Genomic DNA, 15,274 nt, shown 5'->3' on the forward strand with positions numbered 1-15,274 from the left:
TCCTGCGCGTCAGGGGTGGACCCGGGTCAGGGACAGGAGGTCGCGGGCCGGGCCCGCCGGGCGGGCTCCCGAGGGCCACACTGCCCGCAGGGCCCGTCCCAGTGCCGCCCCGGACACCGGGACCTCGACCAGTCGGCGCGCCGCCAGTTCCTCGCCCAGCGCCAGCTCCGACAGCACGCACGGGCCGGCGCCGCTCACCGCCGCCGCCTTCACCGCCGTCGTCGACGCCAACTCCAGCAGCGGCGCCGCCAGCCCTCCGCTCCCCGCCAGGGCCGCGTCCAGCACCTGCCGGGTCCCAGACCCCCGTTCCCGCAGGATCAGCGGCGTCGCCGCCAGCTCCGCCGCCGCGATCCCGCGCGACCGGCGCGCCCACGCGTGCCGCGGCGCCACGGCCACCACGAGCCGGTCCTGCGCGATCACCGCCGAGTCCAGCCCCTCCGGCACCGAGAGGCCCTCCACGAACCCCAGGTCCGCCTCGTGGGCCAGCACCCGCTGCGCGACCAACGCCGAGTTCCCGGCGTGCAGCGACACCGCGGTGCCCGGCCGCTGCCCCCGCAGTGCGATCAGCCACCCGGGCAGCAGGTACTCCGCGATGGTCATGCTGGCCGCCACCCGCAGCCGCGAGTCGCGGCGCCCGCGCAGCGCCTGCGCCCCGGCGTCGAACGCCTCCGCCGCCTCCACCACGCGCCGCGCCCAGTCCGTGACCAGCGCCCCCTCCGCCGTCAGGGTCGATCCGCGCGGCGAGCGGTCCACCAGCGCCACGCCCAGCCGTGTCTCCATCGCCCGGATGCGGCTGCTCGCGGCGGGCTGGGTGATGCCCATCCGCTTGGCCGCGCCGCTGAGGCTGCCTATCCGCGCGACCGCGAGCAGCAGCTCCAGCGCCCCCAGGTCCGGTACCCGGTGTGCCAGCGGAACCCACTCCTCGTTACCCATAAAGTCAGTTTATGGCCTTATAGAAAGACGACCTCTGCCGTGCACCCGCCCGCGCCGCGACGCTGGGTCCATGGCCACCACCCTCGTGCGACCCCGCACCGTCATCCCCGCCGCGCCCCGGACCCACAAGGCTCCCGCGCTGCGCCACCTCGGCCCCAACTGGTACGCCTCCGTCATGGGCACGGCCATCGTCGCCAACGCCGGCGCGACCCTCCCGTACCAGGTCCCCGGCCAGCGCGTGGCCTGCCAGATCGTCTGGGCGCTGTCCGCCGTGGTCCTCGCGGTCCTGCTCGCCGCCCGCGCCGGGCACTGGCTCCACCACCGCGACCAGGCCCGCGCCCACCTGCTCGACCCCGCCGTGGCCCCGTTCTACGGGTGTCTGTCGATGGCCCTGCTGGCCGTCGGCGGCGGCACCCTCATCGTGGGCAAGGACCTCATAGGGGAGCCCGCCGCGATCGCCGTCGACGCCGTGCTGTTCACCGCCGGTACCGCGATCGGCCTGCTCATGGCCGTGGTGGTGCCGTACCTGATGGTGGTCCGGCACAAGGTCGAGCCCTCACAGGCCACCCCCGTGTGGCTGCTGCCGCTGGTGGCCCCCATGGTGTCCGCCGCGGTCGGCCCCCTGCTGATACCCCACCTGCCCGCCGGCCAGCCCCGCGAGGCGCTGCTGCTGGCCTGCTACGCCATGTTCGGGATCAGCCTGCTGGCGACGCTGCTGATGCTGCCCCTGGTCTTCGGCCGGCTGATCGTGCGCGGCCCCCTGCCCCTGGCCCTGACCCCGGCCCTATTCCTCGTGCTCGGCCCCCTCGGGCAGTCCACCACTGCCGTGAACCAGCTCGCGGACGTGGCGCCCGGCGCCATCGAGGCCCCCTACGCCCACGCCCTCGGCGCCTTCGCGGTCGTCTACGGGGTGCCCGTGATGGGGTTCGCCCTGCTGTGGCTGGCCCTGGCCGCCGCGATGCTGGTCCGGGCGGCCCGGGCCGGCATGGGCTTCGCCATGACCTGGTGGGCACTAACCTTCCCCGTGGGCACCTGTGTCACCGGCGCCGCCGGCCTGGCCCGCCACACCGGCCTGGACGCCTTCGCCTGGCTCGCCGCCGCCCTCTTCCTCGGGCTGGTCATCGCCTGGCTGCTGGCCGCCGCCCACACCCTGCGCGGCCTGTTCACCGGCCGGCTGCTGCCCAGGACCGTTTGATCGCCGCCCCCAGGACCGCCGGCGCCTCGGCCAACGAGGGCCCGTACCAGGTCAGGTGGCGTCCGCTCACCAGGGCGGCCGGGAGGCCCGGGAAGGCCTCCGGGCCGTCCCCGGCGCTGAACGCGTAGGGCTCGTCCGGGAGCACCACCAGATCGCAGCCGCTCGCCGCCAGTTCGGCGAGCGGCACCTTGGGGTACCGCTCGGAGTGCTCCGCGTAGGCATTGCGGATCCCCAGCCTGGCGAGCAGGTCCCCGGCGAAGGTGTCCCGGCCCAGGACCATCCAGGGCCGCCGCCAGATCGGCACGAAGGCCGTCAGGGAGCCGAGGGGCTCCACGGCCGCCCAGGCGGCCTCGGCATCGTCCAGCCACTTCGGCCGCTTCAGCCCCAGGGCCCCCACCAGCACGCGGTCCAGCTCCGTCAGCGCCTGCGGCAGGTCGCGGACCTCGGTGACCAGCACCTCCGCCCCGGCCGCGCGCAGCGCCGCCAGGTCCGGGACCCGGTTCTCCTCCTCGTTGGCGATCACCAGGTCCGGGCGCAGCGCGGTGATCCGCTCGACGTCGGGGTTCTTCGTGCCCCCGATCCGCACCGCGCCGCGCTCCCCGAGGTCCGCGGGACGGGTGCACCAGTCGGTCACTCCGACGAGCAGCCCGGGAGCACTCACCGCCACCGCCTCGGTCAGCGAGGGCACGAGCGAGACGACCCGCATCCCGCTCAGCGCCCGGGCGAGGGCGGCTCGGACGTGGCGTGGATGTGGTCCCCGACGGCCACGACCAGCAGCCGGGTGTCCTCGGAGACGGCCCGCCAGCGGTGCCGCACACCGCCGGACAGGAACAGCGCGTCCCCGCTCTCCAGCCGGTACGCCCGCCCCTCGGCCTCCACCTGGCAGGCGCCCGAGACCACGTACATCAGCTCGTCGTTGCGGTGCTGGTACTCGCGGCCGGCGTCCTGGTCCCCGCTGAACTCCAGTGCGTGCAGTTGGTGGTGTCCGCGTACGAGGGGGCGCACGCCCGGGACCGGGGTGAGCCCGGAGTCGTCGCCGGCCCGTACGAGGTCGACCGTGCGGGCGGTGTCGGAGGCGGCCAACAGCTCGACGGCCGTGGTCTCCAGTGCGTCCGCGACCCGCTCCAGGGACCGCATGCTGGGCCGGGCCCGCTCGTTCTCTATCTGGCTGAGGAAGGGCACCGACAGGCCGCTGCGCGCCGATACGGCGGCGAGGGTGAGGTGGAGCGCCCGGCGCCGCTTGCGCACGGCCACGCCCACCCGGAGCGGTTCCTTGGCGTCCTTGTCCCGTTCCTTGTCGTCCGAGCCGTCCCTGTCGTCCATTGCGGGGCTGCCCTCCCCTTGTCAGGTATGTCGGCGTACATCGGCGTCCGTCACACGGAGATGTGCTGTAAGCACCTTACGCAGCAACCGCCCCCGGTTTCGCGTGCAAGAGCCCACCAAGGTACGCCCCCGGTGAAACTCCCGTGCCGTTTCCGAGCGCACTTGCGGCCACTTTCCGTGCCCCCGGCCGTAACCGTCCGCCGCGGGGCACGCACGGGGGTTGCGGCATCATCGTCTGCGTGACGACGACTCGACGCCTGATGCTGCTGGACACCGCCTCCCTCTACTACCGCGCCTACTTCGGCGTGCCGGACTCCGTGAAGGCCCCGGACGGCACTCCGGTCAACGCGGTGCGCGGGCTGCTCGACTTCATCGGCCGGCTGGTCCAGGACCACCGCCCCGACGACCTGGTGGCGTGCATGGACGCCGATTGGCGGCCGCACTGGCGGGTGGAACTGATCCCCTCGTACAAGGCGCACCGGGTCGCCCAGGAGACCGAGACCGGTCCGGACGTGGAGGAGACCCCGGACACGCTGGCCCCGCAGGTGCCGATCATCGAGGCGGCGCTGGACGCCTTCGGGATCGCCCGGGTGGGGGTCGCCGGGTACGAGGCCGACGACGTGATCGGCACCCTCACGGCGCGCGCCACGGGCCCGGTGGACATCGTCACCGGCGACCGGGACCTGTACCAGCTGGTCGACGACGCCCGGCAGCGGCGCGTGCTGTACCCGTTGAAGGGGGTCGGCACGCTCCAGGTGACGGACGAGGCGTGGCTGCGCGAGAAGTACGGCGTGGACGGCCGCGGGTACGCGGACCTGGCCCTGCTGCGCGGGGACCCGAGCGACGGACTGCCCGGGGTGCCGGGGATCGGCGAGAAGACGGCCGCGAAGCTGCTGGACGCCTACGGCTCCCTGGCCGGGATCATCGCGGCGGTCGACGACCCGAAGTCGAAGCTGACGCCCACGCAGCGCAAGCGGCTGGACGAGTCCCGGCCCTATCTGGCGGTGGCTCCGAAGGTCGTCCAAGTGGCTTCGGACGTCCCGCTCCCGGCGTTCGACCCGGCCCTGCCGGCAGCGCCCGAGCAGCCGGAACTCGTCGATGCGCTGGCGCGCCGGTGGGGTCTTGGCGGAGCAGTGTCGCGCCTGGGCAGCGCACTGCGCCCTTGAGGTGCTAACTTAGGTAATCCTAAGTTTCAGGGGAGCAAGGGGATACAGCCGTGGCAGAAGGACGCGCCCGCAAGGTCGGCACCGCAGTCGTCGTGCGCACCGAGCGGCTGACGCCGCACATGGTGCGAGTGGTGCTGGGCGGTGCCGGACTGGTCCGATTCAGTGCGGGCGAGTTCACCGACCATTACATCAAGCTGCTCTTCGCGCCCGAGGGCGTCACCTACCCCTCTCCGTGGGACCTGGACCGGATCCGCGCCGAGTACGCGCGTGAGGCGTGGCCGCGCCAGCGGGCGTACACCGTCCGCTCGTGGGACCCGGTGCACCTGGAGCTGACGCTCGACTTCGTCGTCCACGGCGACGAGGGGCTGGCCGGCCCGTGGGCGGCCCGCGCCCAGCCGGGCGAACTCGTCCGCTTCCTCGGCCCGGGCGGCGCCTACGCCCCGGACCCGGCCGCCGGCTGGCACCTGCTGGTGGGCGACGAGAGCGCCCTGCCGGCGATCGCGGCCGCGATGGAGCGGATGCCGGCCGGGGCGCGGGTGCACGCCTTCGTGGAGGTCGAAGGGCCGAGCGACGAGCAGGAGGTCGCCACCCCGGACGGCGTCGTCCCGGTCTGGCTCCACCGCGGCACCCGCCCGGTCGGCGAGATGCTCGTCGAGGCGGTCAGGGCGCTCGAATTCCCCTCCCGTGAGGTCCACGCCTTCGTACACGGCGAGGCCGGCTTCGTGAAGGACCTGCGCCGCCACCTCCGCCTGGAGCGCGGGATCCCCAAGGAGCACCTGTCGATCTCCGGTTACTGGCGCCGCGGCGAGACGGACGAGGGCTGGCGGGCCATCAAGGGCGACTGGAACGCCCGGGTCCTGGCCGAGCAGGAGTCCGCGGCCTGATGCGCGCGCCCGGGGCCCCGCCCCGGGCGGCCGCCCCGGCCCGACCGCCCCGCAGCGCGGGGTCACCCGTTCGGCATGACAATGACGGCATGCGTACGCTCCGCACGCTCACCGCAGCCGGGGCCGCCGTCGTGTTCGCCGCGACGGCCGCGACCGGCGCAGCGGCCGCGCCCAGCCCGCCGCCCGCTCCGAAGCCCCGGATCACGGACGCGGAAGTCGACGCGGCACTCGCACGCCTCCCCGGGTACGTCACCGGCACCATGCGCAGCACCGGCGTCCCCGGGATCTCCGTAGCCGTCGTCCACCGCGACAAGGTCGTCTACCTCAAGGGCTTCGGCGTCCGCCGCACCGGCGAGAGCGCCAAGGTCGACCCCGACACCGTCTTCCAGATCGCGTCGCTCTCCAAGCCGATCTCCTCCACCGTCGTGGCCGGCACCCTGAAGGACCCCGCCGATTGGGACCGCCGCGCCGAGCTCCCCGGGTTCGCGCTCAAGGACCCCTGGGTCACCGACCACGTCACCACCGCCGACCTGTTCTCCCACCGCAGCGGCCTCCCCGACCACGCGGGGGACCTGCTCGAAGACCTCGGCTACGACCAGGCGTACATCCTCGACCACCTGCGTCTGGAGCCCCTCTCCCCCTTCCGCGTGAGCTACGCCTACACCAACTTCGGTTTCACCGCGGCCGCCGAGGCCGTGGCCCGGCAACACGGTACGAGCTGGCAGAAGCTCGCCGCGGACACCCTCTTCAAGCCCGCCGGCATGACGCACACCAGCACCGAGTTCTCCGCCTTCGCGAACGCCCCCGACCACGCCGCCACCCACGTCAAGAATCCTGACGGCACCTGGTCCCCGCGCTACGTGCGCGACCCGGACGCCCAGGCCCCGGCCGGCGGGGTCAGTTCCACCGCCACCGACATGGCCCGCTGGCTGCGGCTCCAGCTGGCCGGCGGCACCCTCGACGGAAAGCGGATCGTCCCCGAGGACACCCTCGCCGTCACGCACCTGCCCCAGGTCCTGTCGCAGGCGCCGACCCCTCCCCTGAACCACACCGGCTTCTACGGCCTCGGCTGGAACGTCTCGTACGACGACGCGGGACGGCTGCGCCTGAGTCACTCCGGCGCCTTCGACCTCGGCGCCAACACGAACGTCACCATGCTCCCGCTGGAGCAGCTCGGCATCATCGTCCTCACCAACGGCGCCCCCGTCGGCGTCGCGGACGCCATCGCGGAGGACTTCTTCGACACCGCCGAGCACGGCGGGCCCACCACCGACTGGCTGCCCCTGTTCGCCGAGCTGTACGCCCAGGTCGACGACACCGGCCGCTCCACCACCGACTACGCCCACCCGCCCGCGGGCGCGGAGCCGGCCCGCGCCGACAGCGCGTACACCGGGACGTACGACAACCCGTACTACGGCAAGCTGACCGTCACGGCGAACGCCAGCGGCACGGGCCTCACCGTCGCCCTCGGCCCGAAGCCGATGCGCTTCCCGCTCACCCACTACGACGGCGACACCTTCAGCTACGTGACCGCCGGCGAGAACGCGGTGGGCCGCACGGGGGTCTTCTTCAAGGACGGCACGGTCCGCATCGAGTACCTGGACGGCGAGCACCTGGGCACCTTCACCAAGCAGTAGGCGCATAGCCTGGACCCGATGAGACGCAGAGCCCAGGCACCCCCCTCGCCCCTGCCCCAGGTCGCCGGCATCGACCCGGTCCGGCTCCGGCTGCCCGCCGACCCGGACGGGCGGTGGCCCGACCTGGGCGGCTACCTCACCGCGCGCTACGCCGGCACCCGCGGCGCCGAATCCATCGTCCACCTGCTGCACGCCGGGCGGGTGTTCGGCCCCGACGGGCAGGTCTTGGGTCCGCAGGACCCGTACGAGCCGGGCGCCTACCTCTGGTTCCACCGGGACATGGAGCCGGAGCCCGTGGTGCCGTTCCCGATCCGTGTCGTCCACCGGGACGCGCACCTGCTGGTCGTGGACAAGCCGCATTTCCTGGCGACCACCCCGCGCGGCAGCCACATCACGCAGACCGCCCTGGCCCGGCTCCGCACGGAGCTCGACCTGCCCGAGCTCAGCCCGGCGCACCGGCTGGACCGGCTGACCGCCGGACTGGTGATGTTCAGCATCCGCCCCGAGGACCGCGGCGCGTACCAACTGCTCTTCCAGGAACGGCGGGTGACCAAGAGGTACGAGGCCCTCGCCCGCCACGACCCGGCGATCGAACTCCCCCGGACGGTCCGCAGCCACATCGAGAAGACCCGCGGGGTGATCGCCGCGACCGAAGTCCCGGGCGCCGAACCGAACGCCGAGAGCTTGGTCGAACTCCTCGACACCAAGGGGGAACTGGGCCGCTACCGGTTGACCCCGCACACCGGGCGCACCCACCAGCTGCGGGTGCACATGAACGCCCTGGGCCTGCCGATCCTCGGCGATCCGGTGTACCCGCGGGTCACCGACCCGGCCCCGGACGACTACCGTCGCCCGCTCCAACTCCTCGCCCGTACCGTGTCGTTCACGGACCCGGTCACCGGCACCCCGCACCGCTTCGAGAGCGGCCTGACCCTCCGGGCCTGGGAAGACCCGCAGGCCTGGGAAACCGGGGACTGAGCCGCGGCCCGGCCGGTGGCGCGCTCCTGGGAGACCGCCACCGGCCGGGCCGTTCCGGGTCGTGCCTAGCCGACCGAGCTGTAGGCCACGACGCCCCGCAGCAGCGCGTCGACGGCCTTGCGGGCGTTGCGCGCCACCGTGCTGCCACCCTGCGAGGACGGCGGGGCGGAGGACGCCGGGGCCGCGGCCGCGATCTGCCCCAGCACGTCGATGACCTGCTTGCACCAGCGCACGAAGTCACCGGCCGGCATCTGCGCCTCGCGCAGCACCTCGTCCAGGCTCTTGTCGGAGGCCCACTGGTACGCCGCCCACGCGAAGCCGAGGTCCGGCTCACGCTGGCCCACGCCCTCCGCCTGGTTGATGCGGTGCTCCTCCTCCAGCGCGTCGAGCCGGCCCCAGATCCGGACCATCTCACCCAGCGCCGCCTTCGCCGCGCCGCCCGGCACCTTCGGTGCCACCGCATCGTCGGACTGCCGCGCCTCGAACACCAACGCCGAGACGCACGCGGCCAGTTCGGCAGGGGTCAGGCCTTCCCAGACCCCTGCGCGCAGGCATTCGGACGCCAGCAGGTCCAGCTCCCCGTACAGCCGGGCGAGCCGCTTGCCGTGCACGGTGACCTCGTCCTCGCGCAGGTAGTCCAGCTCGGTGAGCAGCGCGTGGATCCGGTCGAAGGTGCGGGCGATGGTGTTCGTCCGGCCCTCGATGCGCCGCTCCAGCTGCTGGGTGTCCCGCTTGAGCCGGTGGTAGCGCTCCGCCCAGCGGGCGTGGTCCTCGCGCTCGTCGCAGCCGTGGCAGGGGTGTGCCCGCAGGGCGGCGCGCAGCCGGGCGATCTCGCGGTCGTCGGCGGCAGCGGCCCGGCCGCGGCCCCGGCGTTCCGGCGCGATGTGCCCGGCCTTGGCGCGCAGTTGGGACGCCAGGTCCCGACGGGACTGGGGCGAGCGCGCGTTGAAGGTCTTGGGGATCCGCATCCGCTCGATGGCCTCGACCGGGACCGGGAAGTCGATGGCGGCGAGCCGCTTGACCTGCCGCTCCGCGGTCAGCACCAGCGGGCGCGGGCCCTCGGCGTACTCCTGGCCCCGGTGCCCGTGGACCCGCCCGGCCGGCACGCCCGGGTCCAGGACCAGCGCGAGCCCGGCGAACTTGCCGGTCGGCACGTGGATGATGTCGCCCGGCTTGAGCTTCTCCAACGAACCGGCGGCCTGGGCCCGGCGCTGGGCCGCGCCCTGCTTGGCCAGGTCCGTCTCACGGTCCTTGAGGTCGCGGCGCAGCTGTGCGTACTCCTCGAAGTCTCCGAGGTGGCAGGTCATGCCCTCCCGATAGCCTTCCAGGCCCTCCTCGTTGCGCTGCACCTGTCGGGAGATCCCGACGACCGAGCGGTCGGCCTGGAACTGCGCGAAGGAGGTCTCCAGCAGTTCGCGCGAGCGGTGCCGGCCGAACTGCTGGACCAGGTTCACGGCCATGTTGTACGAGGGCTTGAAGCTGGAGCGCAGCGGATACGTGCGGGTGCCGGCGAGCCCGGCGAGCGCCGCGGGGTCCATGCCGCGCTGCCAGAGCACCACGGAGTGGCCCTCCACGTCGATGCCGCGGCGCCCGGCCCGGCCGGTGAGCTGCGTGTACTCGCCGGGGGTGATGTCGGCGTGCTGCTCGCCGTTCCACTTGACCAGCTTCTCCAAGATCACCGTGCGCGCGGGCATGTTGATGCCCAGCGCCAGGGTCTCGGTGGCGAAGACGGCCTTGACGAGGCCGCGGACGAACAGCTCCTCCACGACCTCCTTGAAGGTGGGCAGCATCCCGGCGTGGTGCGCGGCGATGCCCCGCTCCAGGCCTTCCAGCCACTCGTAATACCCCAGGACGTGCAGGTCCTCGGCGGGGATGGAGGCGGTCCGCTCCTCGACGATCTCGCGCACCCTGAGGCGGGCGGAGTCGTCGTTGAGCCGCAGGCCCGCGAACAGGCACTGTTGGACGGCGGCCTCGCAGCCGGCGCGGCTGAAGATGAAGTTGATCGCGGGCAGCAGCCCGTCGCCGTCGAGCCGGGCGATGACCTCGGGGCGGCTGGGCGTCCAGATCCGGCCGCGGGAGCGCCGCTCGCGCTCGCGGTCGGCCTCGCGGACCATCTTGCCGCGGCGCCGGTCCTTCGGGCTGTACGTGCGGGTGTTCTCCTCGCGCGCCATCCGCAGCAGGTCGGGGTTGACCTCGCGGCGCGCGGAGCCGCGGCCTCCGTGGTCGGACTCCTCCTCGAAGAGGTCGTAGATCCGGCGGCCGGCCATGACGTGCTGCCACAGCGGGACGGGCCGCTCCTCGGAGACGATCACTTCGGTGTCGCCGCGCACGGTGTCGAGCCAGTCGCCGAACTCCTCGGCGTTGGACACGGTGGCCGACAGGGACACCAGCGTGACCGACTCGGGGAGGTGGATGATCACTTCCTCCCAGACGGCTCCGCGGAACCGGTCGGAGAGGTAGTGCACCTCGTCCATCACGACGTACCCGAGGCCGAGCAGCGACTGCGAGCCCGCGTACAGCATGTTGCGGAGCACCTCGGTGGTCATCACGACCACGGGCGCCTCGGAGTTGACGCTGTTGTCGCCGGTGAGCAGGCCCACCTTGTCGGCGCCGTAGCGCTTGACGAGGTCGGCGTACTTCTGGTTCGACAGGGCCTTGATGGGCGTCGTGTAGAAGCACTTGCGGCCCTGGCGCAGGGCCAGGTGCACGGCGAACTCGCCGACGATGGTCTTGCCCGAGCCGGTCGGGGCGGCGACCAGCACGCCTTTGCCGGCCTCCAGTGCCTTGCAGGCGTCGACCTGGTAGGAGTCCAGGTCGAATTCGTACATCTCCCGGAAGGGGGCCAGCGCGGAGGCCTCTTCGGCGGCGCGGATCCGGGCAGCGGCGTACCGCTCGGCGGGTGAGAGTTCTTCGGTCATCTTGCTGTCGAGCCTACCCGCCGCCCCTGACAACAGTCGCGATCTTTATCTACACCAGGAGGCGCAGGGCCGCCGGTATGCATTCGGCGGTCACGGGCAGCGGCCCCAGCGGTTCGCCGTCCGCGTAGGCGGTGATCCCGGCGGCCTCCAGCGTGATCTTCGCGGCCCGGTGGACGGTCACCTTCGGGTGGCTCAGGTGCGTCCCCTTGTACACCTGCGGGAAGACCTTGAGCAGGGTGGCGCGGCTGCAGTCGCCCACGACGACGACGTCGAAGAGCCCGTCGTCGGGGACGGCGTCGGCGCAGATGCGCATGCCGCCGCCGTACGAGGACCCGTTGCCGACGGCCACCAGCGTGGCCTCGGTCTCGATCACCGGGCCGTCGTCGAGGGTGATCCGGTACGGGAAGGGCCGGAAGGCGGCCAGCTCCGCGAGCATCGCCAGGTCGTATTTGAACCGGCCCGCCGGGAGCCGCATCCGGTTGCCGCGGTCGTTGACCCGCGAATCGAAGCCGGAGCACAGCACGGTCCCGTACCAGGCCCCGGCGCCGGCCCCGGCCCCTGCCGCGCCCACGGCTCCGGCTCCGGCCACCCGCCCGAGGTCGATCTCGCGGATCCGGCCCTCCTTGAGCGCCCCGGCGGCCAGCCGGCCCGCCCGCGCGGGATCCCGTACGGGCAGCCCCATGGCCCGCGCGAAGTCGTTCCCGGTCCCCACGGCGACCACCCCGAGCGGCACCGGCGTCCCCGCCAGCGCCTGGAGCGCCAGGGAGACCATGCCGTCGCCGCCGACGGCGATCACCGCCCCGGTGCCCCCGCGGACGGCGGTGCGCAGCCGGGCCAGTGCGTCCGTGGCATCGGCTCCCAGGACCGTCCGTACGCAGAACCCGGCGGCCCGGAGCGCGGAAGCGGCCGGCTGCGCGTCGTGCGCGCCCCGGCCGCGTCCCGCGGTGGGATTGACGAACAAGGTGATCTCAGCGCTCACCCGCCGGAATCTACCGGAGGGTGATCTCCGCGATCACCCCTCGGGGGCAGGCTTGCTTGCGGCGGTGGGGCCGGGGCGTGCCCGTCAGGTCGCGTCGTCGTAGCCGTTGATCTGGCGGCGGCCGCCGTCGGCCTGCTCGGGCAGGGCGGTCGGGGCCTGGACGGGCTCCATGTCGCCGATCGGCGCGGGCGTCAGGTCCAGCTCGGACGCCTCGTCGTCGTCGAGCAGCGCGTCGGGGTTGGCGCGGCTGCGCCTGCGGTCGTTGACCAGGCAGATCCCGAGCGCGATGAAGTAGAGGGCGACGATCGGCGCGGCCAGCGACATCATGGTCAGCGGGTCGCCGGTGGGCGTGGCGAACGCGGCGAAGATCGTGATGCCCAGCACCATGGCCCGCCACCAGCTCGCCAGCCGCTTCGCGGTGAGGACGCCGGTGAAGTTCAGCAGGATCAGCAGCAGCGGCAGCTCGAAGGCGAGGCCGAAAACGACGACCATGCGCGTCACCAGGTCGAGGTAGTCGTCGACCGGGAGCAGGTTGCGTGCGTTCTCGGGGGTGAATTCGAGAAGGATCGTCGCGGTCTGCGGCAGGAGCTTGTACGCGAGCACCCCACCGGCGGCGAACAGCGGTGCGCCGACGGCGACGAAGCCCATCGCGTAGCGCTTCTCGTGGTTGTGCAGGCCCGGGGCGACGAAGGCCCAGAGCTGGTAGAGCCACACCGGCGCCGAGAGCACCACACCGGCGGTGAGCGAGACCTTGAGGGCGATCGAGAACGGGGCGATGAGGCCGTTCACGGTCATGTCGGCGCAGGGCCTGCCGTTGCGCTGCGAGACCACCCCGTCGGTGCAGCCGACGGAGTCCAGCATCGGCTTCAGCATGAAGTCGATGAGGTTCTTGTAGTAGAAGGCCGCCACGATGGTGATCACGAGGATCGCCAGGACCGACTTCAGCAGGCGGTTTCTCAGCTCACGCAGGTGCTCGACAAGAGGCATCCGCCCTTCGGCGTCCTTGGCCTGCTTGCTTTGCTTCTCCTGCTTGCGGGCAGACTTGAGCAACCCACGTCCCTTGTCTCGTTGCAGATGACCGGCGTGATCGTGACCGCGGACCGGCGGCCGGGAGATCAGCCCTGGGTGGTGTGGTTCGGCTCGCTGACCGGACGGGAGCTGGTCACGTCACCGGGAGCGGCCTTGATGGTGCGCGGGGCGGCGGCCTGCTGCGGGGCCTGGTCGGCGACCGTGGCGGCAGTGGCGTTGTCCTCCGCCGCGCTCTCGGCCTTCATGGCCTTGGCCTCGCTCTTGAGGATGCGGGCCGACTTGCCGAGGGAGCGCGCCATGTCGGGGAGCTTCTTGGCACCGAACAGCAGGAAGATCACGGCGATGATCAGGAGGATCTCAAGAGGCTTCAGATTGCCGATCATGTCTGACTTCCTTCTCACCGGAACGGCTGGTTGTGTGACGGGCGGATCGGGCCGGGGACCCGAACCGCTCAGGAAAGGATCGTAACCCCCGGGGGTTAACGCCCGGCAATCCCCCGGGGTACCACGCCTTGCGCGCGGCTGCGACCGACGGTACGGGTCCCGGCCCGCACTTTCCATACGCGTGCGGGCCACGGGCCCGCCTCGCGCAAGCCCGCACGCCCGCGGGTCACTGCCGGGCGCTCCCGCCCGCCCGCGCCAGGTCCGACGCCGCGCGCTCCAGGTCCACCGAGGCGTCCGTGATCCGCCGACCGGCCAGCTCGACCTGGCCGGCGAGCCGCCGCACCTGCACGGCGACCCGTACGGCGAGGACGGCGAGGACGGCGAGCCCGAGGAAACCCAGGGCGATTGCGAGCATCGGCCACAGCATGGGTCGAGCCTAGGCCACCTGGCGCCTCAGATGCTGCGCAGGGTGCTCACGCCGCCGCCCGTCAGCAGTTCCACGATGCGCTCGCCGGCCGGTTTGCGTACGGAGGCCCCGCACTCGGGGCAGGTGAACGAGTAGAACGTGGTCCGCCGGCTCCCGCCGATCACCAGCCGCAGGGCTGCGGCGTCCAGCTCGAAGCCGGCCCGACAGTCGGAACAGGCCGCCTTGAAGGAGACCGGCCCCACCACGGACGACCGTCCCGGCGACCCTGCGCCAGCATGCACACCCCGCGGCCCAGACATTGGCGACATCGCTCGGCGCTCCCCTCAGCCCATTCATTACAGACGGCACAGCTCCCGTAACGGCAAGGCCCGTACCCCACGGCCCCGCCGCGGCCCCTGGTCCAGCCGGTCCGGCCCCGTGCGCCGTCCCCGTCAGCCTTCTTCGCCGTACCCGGCGAGCGCCTCACGGGCCGCCTGCCGCGCACTGTCGGCCAGTGCCGCGGGCGCCACGATCCGGCCCTCGCGGCCCAGCCGCAGCGCGAGGCGGCGCAGCGAGGCCGGGTCCGGGCTGCGCAGCGTGATCCGCAGGCCGCCGTCCGACAGTTCCTCGGCGCTGTCGTGCGGGTAGTACTCGGCGACCCAGCGGCCGCCCGGCCCGACCTCGACCACGACCTCCGGGTCCTCGGCGGCCGGCTGGACGAGCCCCTCGGACAGGTCGCGCGGCTCGATGGCGGGCGGCTCGGCCCGCTCGTCCAGCAGCCGGATCTCGGCGACCCGGTCGAGACGGAAGGTGCGCCGGGCCTCGGAGAGGTGGCACCAGCCCTCCATGTACGTGTGGCCGACCGCGAAGAGCCGGATCGGGTCGACCTTGCGCTCGGTCAGCTCGTCCCGCGCCGGCGAGTAGTAGCGCAGCCACAGCCGGCGGCGCTCCGCGATGGCCCGGTCGACGTCGGCGAAGACACCGCCCTCGGCCTCGAAGGTGACCGACAGCCGGGAACTGGCCCCGGCCGCCTCGCCCGCGGCCGCCTCCAGCTTCGCGGTGGCCCGCAGCAGCGCGTCCCGGTCGCTCTCGCGCAGTCCCGGCAGGGTGGCCACGGCGCGGGCGGCGACCAGCAGCGCGGTCGCCTCGTCGGCGGCGAGGCGCAGGGGCTCGGCGGTGGACTCCCCCGACGCGTCGGGATTGCGCCACCAGATCCGCTCCCCGTCGGTGTCGATGTCGAGCAGGTCGCCGCCGCGGAAGCTGGTCCCGCACATGGGCAGCACGTCGAGGTCCGAGATCAGCTCGTCCTCGGTGATCCCGAAAGCGCGGGCGACGTCCGCGACGTGCGCCCCGGGGCGCTCGCGCAGGTAGGTCACCAGGGACAGCATCCGGCGGGTCTGGTCGATGGCGTTGGCAGCCATGCTGGTACGTCTCCCCCTCAGG

General features: G+C 72.9%; 15 protein-coding genes. 5 read left to right on the plus strand and 10 right to left on the minus strand.

Annotated elements, in window-relative coordinates; genetic code table 11:
* Window positions 1–9 precede the first annotated feature (9 nt).
* On the minus strand, window positions 10–933 hold the full coding sequence (locus OG974_RS11625; protein WP_327282618.1) for a LysR family transcriptional regulator: 924 nt from the start codon (window positions 931–933) through the stop codon (window positions 10–12).
* A 70-nt stretch (window positions 934–1,003) separates the two neighbouring features.
* On the opposite strand from OG974_RS11625, the gene OG974_RS11630 reads away from it, so the two are divergent.
* Window positions 1,004–2,128: a TDT family transporter gene (locus OG974_RS11630; protein ID WP_327282619.1), complete on the plus strand. Its 1,125-nt coding sequence runs from the start codon at window positions 1,004–1,006 to the stop codon at window positions 2,126–2,128.
* Here the strand turns inward: OG974_RS11630 and OG974_RS11635 are convergent.
* Window positions 2,097–2,834, minus strand: a complete 738-nt coding sequence (locus tag OG974_RS11635; protein WP_327282620.1) for a helical backbone metal receptor — start codon at window positions 2,832–2,834, stop codon at window positions 2,097–2,099. The genes OG974_RS11630 and OG974_RS11635 overlap by 32 nt on opposite strands.
* A gap of 5 nt (window positions 2,835–2,839) precedes the next feature.
* Window positions 2,840–3,451, minus strand: a complete 612-nt coding sequence (locus tag OG974_RS11640; RefSeq protein ID WP_327282621.1) for an XRE family transcriptional regulator — start codon at window positions 3,449–3,451, stop codon at window positions 2,840–2,842.
* Between the two features lie 260 nt (window positions 3,452–3,711).
* Between OG974_RS11640 and OG974_RS11645 the strand changes: the two genes are divergently transcribed.
* From OG974_RS11645 to OG974_RS11660, 4 genes are all read left to right on the plus strand, one after another.
* Complete coding sequence (locus OG974_RS11645) at window positions 3,712–4,617, plus strand: 5'-3' exonuclease (RefSeq protein WP_328765156.1); 906 nt, start codon at window positions 3,712–3,714, stop codon at window positions 4,615–4,617.
* A 50-nt stretch (window positions 4,618–4,667) separates the two neighbouring features.
* Entirely contained in the window at window positions 4,668–5,501 is an 834-nt protein-coding gene (locus OG974_RS11650; RefSeq protein ID WP_327282622.1) for a siderophore-interacting protein, read from the plus strand.
* A gap of 89 nt (window positions 5,502–5,590) precedes the next feature.
* Window positions 5,591–7,138: a serine hydrolase gene (locus OG974_RS11655; protein ID WP_371646375.1), complete on the plus strand. Its 1,548-nt coding sequence runs from the start codon at window positions 5,591–5,593 to the stop codon at window positions 7,136–7,138.
* 18 nt (window positions 7,139–7,156) lie between these two features.
* Window positions 7,157–8,116: an RluA family pseudouridine synthase gene (locus tag OG974_RS11660; RefSeq protein ID WP_327282624.1), complete on the plus strand. Its 960-nt coding sequence runs from the start codon at window positions 7,157–7,159 to the stop codon at window positions 8,114–8,116.
* A 65-nt stretch (window positions 8,117–8,181) separates the two neighbouring features.
* Here the strand turns inward: OG974_RS11660 and OG974_RS11665 are convergent, their stop codons facing one another.
* The 7 genes from OG974_RS11665 to OG974_RS11695 all read right to left on the minus strand — a co-directional run bounded on the left by OG974_RS11665 (window position 8,182) and on the right by OG974_RS11695 (window position 15,252).
* Window positions 8,182–11,034 carry a DEAD/DEAH box helicase gene (locus tag OG974_RS11665; RefSeq protein ID WP_327282625.1) on the minus strand — a complete coding sequence of 951 codons (2,853 nt, stop codon included), beginning with the start codon at window positions 11,032–11,034 and terminating at the stop codon, window positions 8,182–8,184.
* A gap of 49 nt (window positions 11,035–11,083) precedes the next feature.
* Window positions 11,084–12,013, minus strand: coding sequence for a diacylglycerol kinase (locus OG974_RS11670; protein ID WP_328762229.1), 930 nt, complete (start codon window positions 12,011–12,013; stop codon window positions 11,084–11,086).
* 84 nt (window positions 12,014–12,097) lie between these two features.
* Window positions 12,098–13,063 carry a twin-arginine translocase subunit TatC gene (tatC, locus tag OG974_RS11675; RefSeq protein ID WP_327282627.1) on the minus strand — a complete coding sequence of 322 codons (966 nt, stop codon included), beginning with the start codon at window positions 13,061–13,063 and terminating at the stop codon, window positions 12,098–12,100.
* Between the two features lie 65 nt (window positions 13,064–13,128).
* Entirely contained in the window at window positions 13,129–13,425 is a 297-nt protein-coding gene (tatA, locus tag OG974_RS11680) for a Sec-independent protein translocase subunit TatA (RefSeq protein WP_099893653.1), read from the minus strand.
* A gap of 226 nt (window positions 13,426–13,651) precedes the next feature.
* On the minus strand, window positions 13,652–13,852 hold the full coding sequence (locus tag OG974_RS11685; RefSeq protein WP_327282628.1) for a hypothetical protein: 201 nt from the start codon (window positions 13,850–13,852) through the stop codon (window positions 13,652–13,654).
* Window positions 13,853–13,878: 26 nt separating this feature from the next.
* Complete coding sequence (locus OG974_RS11690) at window positions 13,879–14,151, minus strand: hypothetical protein (protein WP_327285585.1); 273 nt, start codon at window positions 14,149–14,151, stop codon at window positions 13,879–13,881.
* Between the two features lie 132 nt (window positions 14,152–14,283).
* Window positions 14,284–15,252, minus strand: a complete 969-nt coding sequence (locus tag OG974_RS11695; protein WP_327282629.1) for a WYL domain-containing protein — start codon at window positions 15,250–15,252, stop codon at window positions 14,284–14,286.
* Window positions 15,253–15,274 lie beyond the last annotated feature (22 nt).

It is taken from the genome of Streptomyces sp. NBC_00597, assembly GCF_041431095.1.
Lineage (GTDB): Bacteria > Actinomycetota > Actinomycetes > Streptomycetales > Streptomycetaceae > Streptomyces.

Coding starts and splice junctions, on each gene's coding strand:
- tatA (WP_099893653.1), bottom strand. CDS start 13,425: ATGATCGGCAATCTGAAGCCTCTTGAGATCCTCCTGATCATCGCCGTG.
- OG974_RS11625 (WP_327282618.1), bottom strand. CDS start 933: ATGGGTAACGAGGAGTGGGTTCCGCTGGCACACCGGGTACCGGACCTG.
- OG974_RS11640 (WP_327282621.1), bottom strand. CDS start 3,451: ATGGACGACAGGGACGGCTCGGACGACAAGGAACGGGACAAGGACGCC.
- OG974_RS11660 (WP_327282624.1), top strand. CDS start 7,157: ATGAGACGCAGAGCCCAGGCACCCCCCTCGCCCCTGCCCCAGGTCGCC.
- OG974_RS11685 (WP_327282628.1), bottom strand. CDS start 13,852: ATGCTGTGGCCGATGCTCGCAATCGCCCTGGGTTTCCTCGGGCTCGCC.
- OG974_RS11635 (WP_327282620.1), bottom strand. CDS start 2,834: ATGCGGGTCGTCTCGCTCGTGCCCTCGCTGACCGAGGCGGTGGCGGTG.
- OG974_RS11630 (WP_327282619.1), top strand. CDS start 1,004: ATGGCCACCACCCTCGTGCGACCCCGCACCGTCATCCCCGCCGCGCCC.
- OG974_RS11655 (WP_371646375.1), top strand. CDS start 5,591: ATGCGTACGCTCCGCACGCTCACCGCAGCCGGGGCCGCCGTCGTGTTC.
- OG974_RS11665 (WP_327282625.1), bottom strand. CDS start 11,034: ATGACCGAAGAACTCTCACCCGCCGAGCGGTACGCCGCTGCCCGGATC.
- OG974_RS11695 (WP_327282629.1), bottom strand. CDS start 15,252: ATGGCTGCCAACGCCATCGACCAGACCCGCCGGATGCTGTCCCTGGTG.
- OG974_RS11645 (WP_328765156.1), top strand. CDS start 3,712: ATGCTGCTGGACACCGCCTCCCTCTACTACCGCGCCTACTTCGGCGTG.
- OG974_RS11690 (WP_327285585.1), bottom strand. CDS start 14,151: ATGTCTGGGCCGCGGGGTGTGCATGCTGGCGCAGGGTCGCCGGGACGG.